Source organism: Clostridiaceae bacterium (assembly GCA_012840395.1).
Taxonomy (GTDB): Bacteria; Bacillota; Clostridia; order Acetivibrionales; family DULL01; genus DULL01.
The window spans coordinates 1-9,535 of record DULL01000042.1; the positions used below are offsets into that span (position 1 = coordinate 1).

The following is a 9,535-nucleotide window of genomic DNA, read 5'->3' on the forward strand; positions in this document are numbered from 1 at the left end:
TGGTACAAAAGGCTTGTATAGAGGTTTAGGCTCGATTGATATTGCAGCTGCTGCAAGGAGTGTGCTTCTTGTCGGTAGATGCAGGGATTCCCCTTCTATTCGAGTAATGGCACACCTAAAAAGTAGCCTTGCGCCGGAAGGAAAGTCTATCGGCTTTGAATTGGACGAACTTACAGGATTCCGGTGGGTAGGTTATTATGATATTACCGCTGATGAGTTGCTAAGCGGTAGCCGCAAAATTGAGGAAGGACAGACAAAGCAGATGCAGGCTGAAATGATACTATATGAGATATTACGCAATGGTGCTGTCCCCTGCTCCGACATTTATGCTGGAATGGCAAAGCAGAATATCAGCAGGCGGACAGCCGAAAACGCGAAAAAATCAATAGGTGCCAAGTCCTACAAACAAGGCTCTTGTTGGTACTGGATACTACCGCAAGGCAACAACGCAACAACGCAGTAAATGAGAAACATTGCGGTGTTGAACTCAATATAGTCATTTTTGCTAAAATACCTAAAAGTATATAGTTCTCGCAGTTACTGACTTGCTGAATGGGCAGGTCTTTTTTATTTCAATAAAACAAGGAGGAAGTGGACATGAAGTATTTTTACGATGAAACCCATAAAAATAGTGCTTTAAAAGTCATAAAGGATAAAAGGCTAATTTATCCGGACGGACAGGTAGACTGCTATTACCTGCCTGCATTGTTTATCCTGCTCTCTACTAGAAACAATCTATATAAAAAGACAAGAAACTATATCACTGAAGATGGAATAGACTTTGCGATGATGATGGAGAGACAGGACTTTTCAAGTGGTGAATCAAAGCTTGTAAGGCTTGCAGCCAATCTATTTAACGGCTCAATGGAAGTAACACCGCAGGAGCTTATTAACACGCTGGACGATAAAAATTATGACTTAGCAATGCAGGCGATACGTTTCAGACGATACGGCTGTCATATCGAAAATCTTCTTGATAGGACAATCGACAATAAAACTCAGAGAAAAGATCGTTTTGATATGGAACGTTAGTTGAATCGTTAGAACTTTATATTGAAATATCCTCCATAGTATATGATAATATAGGTGTCATGAAGTATTTTTTTACTGCACAATTGTATTATTATGCGACTATAAGGATACCCAAAAAAACAAAGCCAAGTGACATGATTCATTTAGACTGATATAATATTAATGCATAAATTAATAGCATGGGGTTTATACAAAACAGGACGGAGGCGGCTTAAATGCAAAAAATAAGCGAAGGGAACAAATCATCTCCGAAGTCACTGGATATGAAGAACATAATGCTGGCACTAATATTTGTTATCTTAATTCTCTCTCTTCTTGTTAATTTTCTGACACTTGGTAAACTTTCAAAGATACCGGGTAATTTGCATGCTCAAGGTTGGCAGCCGGTTTGGGGAAGCTCTGATGGTATTATAAGTGAACAGGAGCTAGAGCCTTTTCTTCAGATAAACCCGGCTCTGGATAAAATCAGGCATTTACAACAGCAAATAATAGATCGTGAAGTAATTAAAGACGATAGTCTGATTGGTGTTCCCATGGATGATCAATTAAAAGAGGATATCAAGGAATACAATAAACTAGTGCCGAAGCTCAAAGGCTTTTTTGCAGAGCAAGCCATCAGAACGCTTATACTGCTTTCTGAACTCAAAAATAAAGATGGCGAACTCTACGCGCCTGATTACCTGGATCTACCTTCGGATATCAGGGAATATGCTGAGATAATAACAGACTTGTCTCTTTACAGGAATTGTACTGAATTGCTGTGCAACGACTCCCGTCTTGCTTTTATCATATATGCTGAAGCCGGTGGTTCTGCCGGAATGTGGCCCTATTTCTGGCATACCGAATATCTGCGTGATCGTGATGATATAAAAGGAGATTTAAATCATCTGTACGATTTAGTGGAAAGGATCATTACATCTCTCGACAAGGAATATGAGAATATATTATATAAGGTTGGGGCAGCGGTTCCCCATACCTGAATGGTGCAGACATGAGAATAGTTCCCGTGTATTTCAGGTTAATATCGCTCTATGCAGGGATTAGTAAGGCGGATGCAAGGTTTTCACTCTTCAGAGAACGACCACCGCACGATGACTATATGGAGAAAAATTGAGCGATCCGTGAGCAAAAGACTTCATGGCTGGACATTGCGGAGCGCAAGCAGAGCCATGTATTTTTATTCTACAGATGGGGGGCAAAATTTATTATGAGAAAATATTTAACGTTTATTGGCATGTTATTTTTAGGAGCGTCAATAATAATAAGTTCTCTTATTTTATCAAAATCCATTAATGGGAGTAAACAATTAAATGGTATTTTAAATGGTTCTTTGACAATGAGCAGTTCTTATGATGCAGATAGAGATATTTTAATGCCTTATGAAGCAGGAGCAATGCTCGGTTATAATCAAGATGAATTTATCCAAGATATTGAAAATGGTAAGTTAAAAGGAATACCTTTCACTCAAGTGGGAGGCCATTACATTTTCAGCAAAAAGTCATTAGAGGAGTGGGTATATAGTAAGATGTCAATAAATTAATCGCTATATTTACATGATGAGCATCAGTTTATATAGTGCAATGTCTGAGATTGTGTGAAAACGTAAAAGGTTAGAATGCCGAAGATGCACATTTGTATAATAATGTGTAACAATTATTGGTTATATAATAGGTGATGAGCATATGAACAGCGAAAAGTATAAATATTTACCAGAAGTTAACTGTGGAGGAACAATAAACAGCAAACCCAATATTGAATCTGATACAATTGGAAATTCACCGTGTCCTTGCTGCAGATTTATTACAATACCGAATAATGGTGATGCCCTTGCCTACATCTGTCCAATATGTTTATGGGAGATAGATTTTTTTATCCATAGTGATGATGAGGCAAGTGACCAAAATCATGGGTTAACATTGGTTGAAGCAAGAAAAAATTATCAACAGTTTGGAGCAGTATTGCCCGACTTGAAAAGATACTGCAGGCAACCCAAAAAACATGAAATTCCAACAAAATGAGGAATCTATAGTTTTAGTTAAGACACATTATTTATAATTTGTGACATATCAGTAGAAAAATGTGAGTTGCCACAAGGGAAGTAAAATAAGTAGATAGGAGGCCTACATGTGTCAGCTAAAAAACTTGGTTTATTGATAACTATTGTTATTAGTTTACTGGCATTTATTTTCTTTTTACCAGTTAGCTTTGATTCGTGGGTTTATGGCAAAAACTTCAAAGAACTTATTGCAAAAGAATATTCATATAGGATGGGTGAAATATTCGTTTATAGCCATCCTGAATACCAAAAACTCGTTAGCTACAATTTCAATAATTATACACCTAACTTAACAGAACTGACTAGAAATATGGAATGGCGTAGTAGGCTGATTACAACTAAGGCATCGATTACATTTAATAATGAACAGTATATCGTAATTTTTCAAGGGACTAGATTTTGGATCAAAAAATACTGGTGGGAAGTTAAAGAAATCGTAAGAAAATAGAATAATATTTATTTCACAATCTTCTTAAAATGTCCAATAGTGATTAAGACTGGCTTAAAACTATATATCAGTATCTAAGGCCTGTTGAGAAATCAACAGGTCTTTTTCCGTTATAAAAACTCATAAAAAATGTGATTTTATATGACTTATTACAGTGAGCATTTTTCACAGAAATCCGTGGCAGTCATAGACAGTATACCAGGCATTGCCTGCAATGCCGCCCTCCCCCGTTCAAGGCAACAACGCAACAATACATTGAGTATATAAGCTTGCGGCGTTGGTTGTTGCCTTCAAGGCTGAAAGCCTTGAAAAAGCCGTCGGCAGACCACACCACCTTGCATGCAAGGTGTAGTGTGTTACACCGTTATAACGCAGGCAGAAAACCTGGCGGTTTTTCTGCTGCTACGGTGAAGAAGCGAGCCGCCGGACAGGGCGAGCTTCTTTACCTTGCTGCTGCGTTGTGACGGTGTTCTAATAACACGAGCGCCCTTGAATACAGCCGTTCTTTTAACACAACCGTTCTTAAAACGACCATGGAAGACAACAATGCAAAGCAAGAACGCAAGCATTCTCATTCTATGTATTGTTGCGTTGTTGACTTAATCATGATTGAAAAGGAGGCAAGAAAGATGCCATATGCAATACTGAGATTTCAAAAGCGTAAGGCAGGCGGTGTCAGTGCCATTGAAAGGCACAACGAGCGAAAAAAAGAAGCCTACAAGAGTAACCCTGATATTGACCTTGCCCGAATCAAAGACAATTACCACCTTGTCAGACCACCTTCCACCTATCGAAAGGAAATAAACCGCTTGATAGAGCATGCAGGCTGCAAGGTGCGGCGTGACAGTGTGGTTATGGTGGAAACCCTGATTACCACCAGCCCCGATTTTATGTCGGCACTATCACCACCTGAACAAAGAGAATACTTTGAAAGGGCCTTTACCTTTATTTCAGAGAAAATAGGACAACAAAATATCATATCCGCTACGGTGCATGTGGACGAGAAAACGCCCCATATGCACCTTTCTTTTTGCCCAATTACAAAAGATAACAAGCTCTCTGCAAAGCAAATTCTCGGCAATCAGGCACAGTTATCCAAGTGGCAGACAGACTTTCATAAACATATGTCTGCAAGATGGCCTGAACTTGAGCGTGGTGTATCCTCTATGATTACGAAAAGAAAGCATATCCCTGTATGGCTATTTAAACAGGCTCAGAGGCTTGATAAGCAGTTTAATGAGATAAAAATCGCCCTTGCCAATATAAATGCCTTTAACGCCGGGAAAAAGCGTGACAAGGCATTAGAATTACTATCTAACTGGATACCCGAAGCAGAAAAATTCACTGCACAGCTTAAAAGCGTAAATAACCATATCGAAAGTCTTGAAAAAGCCTTTTCTGCTGAATCAAAAATAACTTCCGACCTTCGCTCCAAAGCCTATGTAAGTGAAGAAGAAGCCAAAAAAGCTAATGCGGAGGTTTACCGCTTGCAAAAGCAGCTTGAACAGCATAAGCGGCTCCTTGACGGTATACCGCCTGAGCTTTTGAAACAACTAAAAAATATAAAGGAAAGAGGTAGATAAGATGAGTATCGAAAGTGAAGCTGCTGAACAACTGGTTTCAGCAGAAATACAAGGCGTTGAAAAGGTAGTAGAAAAAACAGGTGAAAAGGCACTGGAAAAAATGGATGAGGTGTTGGAGAAACAGCTCAAAGAACTTAATTCAGATAAAAAACCGTCCGTCAGGCAGGCTCTGAAGGAGATGAAACGGGTTCGTAAAGAGCGGGCACTAACACAGCTGCCGAATATGAAGCGATCCATAAAACCGAAAGTGAGGGATACAAGATGAAGGAAACCATAAGAGCGATTCCGCTTAGCGAATTGCACCCTTTTCCCGGTAATCCGTACAAAGTGATTGACGATGAGGAATTACAGGCAATGGCAGACAGCATACGGGATTATGGCGTGATTATGCCCCTTGTGGTACGCCCCCGGGATGAGGGCGGCTATGAAATCATTTCAGGACATAGACGAAAAAAGGCTTGTGAAAAGGCAGGGATAGATACAGTCCCTGCCTTTGTTCGTGATATGGACAGAGATACCGCTGTCATTGCTTTAGTGGACAGCAATCTTCATCGGGAGCATATTTTACCTTCCGAAAAAGCATTTGCTTACAAGATGAAGCTTGAAGCTATTAAACATCAAGGAATAGCTTGTGGACAACTCGTCCACAAGTCCAGAGATTTGGTTTCGGAAAACAATGAAAGCGGCAGACAGGTACAGCGCTATATCCGTCTTACCGAGTTAATCCCGCCTATTCTACAGATGGTAGATGACGGAAGGATAGCCTTTAGCCCTGCGGTTGAACTGTCTTACCTTGCCGAAAAAGAACAGTATAACCTTCTTGAAACAATAGAAAGCGAAGACTGTACTCCATCCCTGTCTCAAGCTCAGAGAATGAAGAAACTGAGCCAGGACGGAAAGCTTAATACGGATGCGATTTTTGCCATTATGACGGAGGAAAAGCCTAACCAAAAGGAGCAAATCAAGCTGCCAAAGGATCGTATAAAGAAGTTTTTTCCAAAGGACTATACTGCAAAGCAGATGGAGGAAGTCATTATGAAGCTGCTTGCCGATTGGCAGCGCAAGCGGGAACGCAGCAGAAATACGGAACGCTGATTTTTATTTCGGCATAATAAGCGGGCATTGGAAAGCCAGTGCCCTATTTTTTTTAGAAAGGGGTTTAAGCTATATGAAAAGTAAGAGAGGAATAACACGCCCTATACTTAAGGTTACAAGGATTTATGATGAAAAATGCTCTATGCTGGAGGCCTTTGTTAATGTGCTTGTGCATGAGATAGAACGCCGGTTTTCTATTCGTACCTTTGAAAGTGTAAAAGAACCAGAATACAATGGGGATAAATTAAACGAAATGGAGGATTAAGCGATGAAGCAAAAGTTAGATAGAACGGCTCTTTATTGCCGGTTATCAAAAGATGATGATGTACAAGGAGACAGCGAAAGCATTAAAACACAGAAAACCCTGCTGACACAATATGCGAAGGAACACGGCTTTCTTGTAGTAGATATTTACGCAGATGACGGTTATTCCGGGTTAAATTTTGACCGTCCGGGCTTTAATCAAATGATTGAGGATATTGAGAACGGTAAAATTGACGTTGTGATTACCAAAGACCTGTCCCGTCTTGGGCGTGACCATCTGAAAGTAGGTTTTTATACTGAAATGTATTTCCCTTCAAAGCGTGTCCGTTACATAGCAATAAATGATAATGTTGATACCGAAAATAATACAAGCAGTGATTTTGCTGCCTTGAAAAATGTTATGAACGAGTTTTACAGCCGTGATAATTCCCGGAAAATCCGTTCCTCTATCAAGGCACGGGCGAAGGCGGGATTATATCGCGCCTCATTCAGTCCTATCGGATACAGGAAAGCACCTGACAATCATAACCGCCTAATTATTGACGAAGAAACTGCTTGGATTGTACGCAAGATATTTGAGCTTGCTTCCCAAGGCTGGGGTGCTCACCGTATCCGGACATATTTTGAGAGGGAGCAAGTTCCCTGCCCGTCCTGGTGGCTCCACCAGCGTGGTGAAAAAAGATATACGAAACGCTTCGAAAACCCTGCGAATAAATATATCTGGTCTCATACGGTTATCAGCAACATTATAAAAAACCCTCTTTATCTGGGACACACTGTTATGTGCAAAAGTGAATCAATTTTCAAGGTGGGACTGCAGCAGCGCACACCACAAGATAAGTGGATTGTGGTGGAAAATACTCATGAACCGCTTGTTAGTCAAGAGGTATTTGACTTTGTTAATGAAAAGATAAAAAGCCGCAAGCGTGAAGATACCAGCGGTAATATCTCTATATTCTCTGGGTTGATAAAATGCGGTAGTTGCGGTAAAGCGCTGTCACAGAGGTTTTATACGAAAAAAAAGTATAAAACATTCATGTGTACTACCTATGCTGGATTTGGTGCTGATAAATGCACCGAACACCGTGTATTTTATGACGATCTATATAACGTTATTTTAAAGGATATCCGCAGTTGTGCAAAGCTGGCTTTTTATGATGAGGAAAAGGCTCTGAAGCTTATCTGCGAAAAAAGCGGCTTCTATTCCAATAAACGGGAGAAAGAGGCTTCTTCACAGTTAAAGGCAGCAGAAAAGCGTATGGAGGAACTAAATAGGTTGTTTGAAATGCTCTATGAAGATTCGCTTTCCGGGTGCATCACTAAAAGTAATTTTGACCGCATGATTGCCAAGTATCAGCGGGAGCAGGCAGAGGTTGAACAGAAAATATCGGAGCTTTCCGGCTGGTTAAAGTCACAGGCCTCATCACAGACCAATGCCGGGGGATGGATAAAGCTGATACGAAAGTATGTCAACCTTCAGGAGCTGACGGCTGAAATCCTCAATGAGCTTGTTACAAAAATTGTTGTTCATGAAAGGAGATTCGTTGACGGTACTCCTGTGCAGGACATTGAGGTGCATTATCGTTTTGTAGGGCTTATAAATGAAACGGAATATCGTACAAAAGTATTGCAGAAAACATCTACTCCCAAGGCACTTATGGCTGTAAATCAATAAAGTGCTCTATAATTATCATTTACAGAGGTTAAAAAGCCGGAACATGCTTTAAAGCTTTTTATAAGGTTTGCCCTGGCTAAAGGAGTCGTAACCTACGGGCTTGAATTAATGATGGCGCTGTTTAACATTGTGCAAGGGATTATCTCTACTATCATGAACTCTTCAGGATTGGGTTCAGCCACACAAACTGTTCTGCCAAACACTATTGTTCAGGCTGTTGAAGACTGCGGATTTTTAATGAGTATACCTTTATGGGCAGTAACGCTCATAGGGGGTCTCTTTATTACAGTGCTCTCCTTCATAATGATCCTGTCGGTATATGGCAGATTTTTTAAACTGTATTTATATACAGCTATTGCTCCTGTTCCTCTTGCTTCTTTCGCAGGAGAACCAAGTCAGAGTATAGGTAAAGCCTTCCTTAAAGGATATGCTGCTGTATGTCTGGAAGGAGCTATCATTATCCTTGCGTGTGTCATATTTTCTGTTTTTGCATCATCCCCGCCTGTTGTAGACACAAACGTCAGCGCTGTAACGATGGTATGGTCTTACATAGGGGAACTTATTTTTAACATGCTGGTGCTTGTAGGAGCTGTAAAAATGGCAGACCGTGTTGTACGGGAGATGATGGGATTGTAAGGGTGCATAAAATAATACAATCCGATACCCTCAAGGTTCCTTGAACTGAACACCATCACCAAAAACAACAGGATGACCTGTTCTTGGATCAAGCAAATCCCCATGTTCGTTGAAGCGAATTTTTTCAAGAGGTACCCCCATCTCCCTTGCCCTTTGGATTTGCCATGAGACATCATCTTCTAAGTATTTCTCGTCGCGTCTGCGCCGTATTGCCTTTATGAGTGACACAATCCAGCTTATAACTGTTAGACCAAGCAACGAGAAAAGAATGATAAATGCTAATTTTTCATTTTCTCGTGCCCACTTGTTCAGCACAGTACAGAACAACAGCAGGCAAAGCAAGGGAATCGTTAGCCTAAATTTACTGGCTAATTTAAATATAAAAGAGAGAATGAACGATCCCGCTCTAATACAAAGAGAAATAACTGCCGCGATTGGCATAGTGAAATCTCCTTTCCATGCAATCAGTATATTTCCATTATCACATATGGAAGAAATAAATGGAAGGATGCGACAAATTATATGTTATTTTACCTCTTGTTCTAGATTAGTAAAAAGATCGCTGTCAAAAAAATCCCTTATACTTATACCAAGCCCGTCACACAATTTTTTTATGGTAGCAATTCCCGCATTATATGTCGTACCCTTTACAATATCATTTACAGTAGATTGTGTAACACCTGAAATATTGCTAAGAGCGTTAATGGTTAAATTCCTTTCCATGCACAACTCTTCAATTCGTTTAA

Annotated in this window: 12 protein-coding genes and 2 pseudogenes; 12 read left to right on the forward strand and 2 right to left on the reverse strand. The window is 40.1% G+C overall.

Annotated features, from left to right (window positions below; genetic code table 11):
* From GXX20_05270 to GXX20_05325, 12 genes and pseudogenes are all read left to right on the forward strand, one after another.
* A partial coding sequence (locus GXX20_05270; protein HHW31071.1) for a hypothetical protein occupies positions 1-463 on the forward strand: 463 nt, incomplete at its 5' end.
* Positions 464-597: 134 nt separating this feature from the next.
* Complete coding sequence (locus GXX20_05275; protein HHW31072.1) at positions 598-1,032, forward strand: hypothetical protein; 435 nt, start codon at positions 598-600, stop codon at positions 1,030-1,032.
* A 215-nt stretch (positions 1,033-1,247) separates the two neighbouring features.
* Positions 1,248-2,012: a hypothetical protein gene (locus GXX20_05280; protein ID HHW31073.1), complete on the forward strand. Its 765-nt coding sequence runs from the start codon at positions 1,248-1,250 to the stop codon at positions 2,010-2,012.
* A gap of 227 nt (positions 2,013-2,239) precedes the next feature.
* A complete protein-coding gene (locus GXX20_05285) occupies positions 2,240-2,572 on the forward strand; it encodes a hypothetical protein (protein HHW31074.1) in 333 nt (110 codons plus the stop codon).
* 142 nt (positions 2,573-2,714) lie between these two features.
* A complete protein-coding gene (locus tag GXX20_05290) occupies positions 2,715-3,050 on the forward strand; it encodes a hypothetical protein (GenBank protein HHW31075.1) in 336 nt (111 codons plus the stop codon).
* Positions 3,051-3,158: 108 nt separating this feature from the next.
* Positions 3,159-3,536: a hypothetical protein gene (locus GXX20_05295; protein ID HHW31076.1), complete on the forward strand. Its 378-nt coding sequence runs from the start codon at positions 3,159-3,161 to the stop codon at positions 3,534-3,536.
* Positions 3,537-4,165: 629 nt separating this feature from the next.
* Positions 4,166-5,119, forward strand: a complete 954-nt coding sequence (locus GXX20_05300; GenBank protein HHW31077.1) for a plasmid recombination protein — start codon at positions 4,166-4,168, stop codon at positions 5,117-5,119.
* 1 nt (position 5,120) lies between these two features.
* The gene (locus GXX20_05305) at positions 5,121-5,384 is read left to right on the forward strand and encodes a hypothetical protein (protein HHW31078.1); all 264 of its coding nucleotides are present in this window, start codon (positions 5,121-5,123) and stop codon (positions 5,382-5,384) included.
* Positions 5,381-6,214 carry a ParB/RepB/Spo0J family partition protein gene (locus tag GXX20_05310; protein HHW31079.1) on the forward strand — a complete coding sequence of 278 codons (834 nt, stop codon included), beginning with the start codon at positions 5,381-5,383 and terminating at the stop codon, positions 6,212-6,214. The genes GXX20_05305 and GXX20_05310 overlap by 4 nt, the downstream gene beginning before the upstream one ends.
* Before the next feature lie 73 nt (positions 6,215-6,287).
* A complete protein-coding gene (locus GXX20_05315; GenBank protein HHW31080.1) occupies positions 6,288-6,479 on the forward strand; it encodes a hypothetical protein in 192 nt (63 codons plus the stop codon).
* Between the two features lie 3 nt (positions 6,480-6,482).
* A complete protein-coding gene (locus GXX20_05320; GenBank protein ID HHW31081.1) occupies positions 6,483-8,153 on the forward strand; it encodes a recombinase family protein in 1,671 nt (556 codons plus the stop codon).
* 15 nt (positions 8,154-8,168) lie between these two features.
* Positions 8,169-8,789, forward strand: a pseudogene (locus GXX20_05325) (hypothetical protein).
* 93 nt (positions 8,790-8,882) lie between these two features.
* On the opposite strand, the pseudogene GXX20_05330 reads toward GXX20_05325, so the two are convergent.
* Together GXX20_05330 and GXX20_05335 are read right to left on the reverse strand one after the other, a co-directional pair.
* Positions 8,883-9,230: pseudogene (locus GXX20_05330) on the reverse strand (hypothetical protein).
* Between the two features lie 84 nt (positions 9,231-9,314).
* Positions 9,315-9,535, reverse strand: a 221-nt coding sequence (locus GXX20_05335) for a helix-turn-helix transcriptional regulator (GenBank protein HHW31082.1), incomplete at its 5' end; no start/stop codon positions are given.

What these genes read in the sequence shown, in the direction of transcription:
- GXX20_05275 (HHW31072.1), top strand. Translation starts at nt 598, where the DNA reads ATGAAGTATTTTTACGATGAAACCCATAAAAATAGTGCTTTAAAAGTC.
- GXX20_05280 (HHW31073.1), top strand. Translation starts at nt 1,248, where the DNA reads ATGCAAAAAATAAGCGAAGGGAACAAATCATCTCCGAAGTCACTGGAT.
- GXX20_05285 (HHW31074.1), top strand. Translation starts at nt 2,240, where the DNA reads ATGAGAAAATATTTAACGTTTATTGGCATGTTATTTTTAGGAGCGTCA.
- GXX20_05290 (HHW31075.1), top strand. Translation starts at nt 2,715, where the DNA reads ATGAACAGCGAAAAGTATAAATATTTACCAGAAGTTAACTGTGGAGGA.
- GXX20_05300 (HHW31077.1), top strand. Translation starts at nt 4,166, where the DNA reads ATGCCATATGCAATACTGAGATTTCAAAAGCGTAAGGCAGGCGGTGTC.
- GXX20_05305 (HHW31078.1), top strand. Translation starts at nt 5,121, where the DNA reads ATGAGTATCGAAAGTGAAGCTGCTGAACAACTGGTTTCAGCAGAAATA.
- GXX20_05310 (HHW31079.1), top strand. Translation starts at nt 5,381, where the DNA reads ATGAAGGAAACCATAAGAGCGATTCCGCTTAGCGAATTGCACCCTTTT.
- GXX20_05315 (HHW31080.1), top strand. Translation starts at nt 6,288, where the DNA reads ATGAAAAGTAAGAGAGGAATAACACGCCCTATACTTAAGGTTACAAGG.
- GXX20_05320 (HHW31081.1), top strand. Translation starts at nt 6,483, where the DNA reads ATGAAGCAAAAGTTAGATAGAACGGCTCTTTATTGCCGGTTATCAAAA.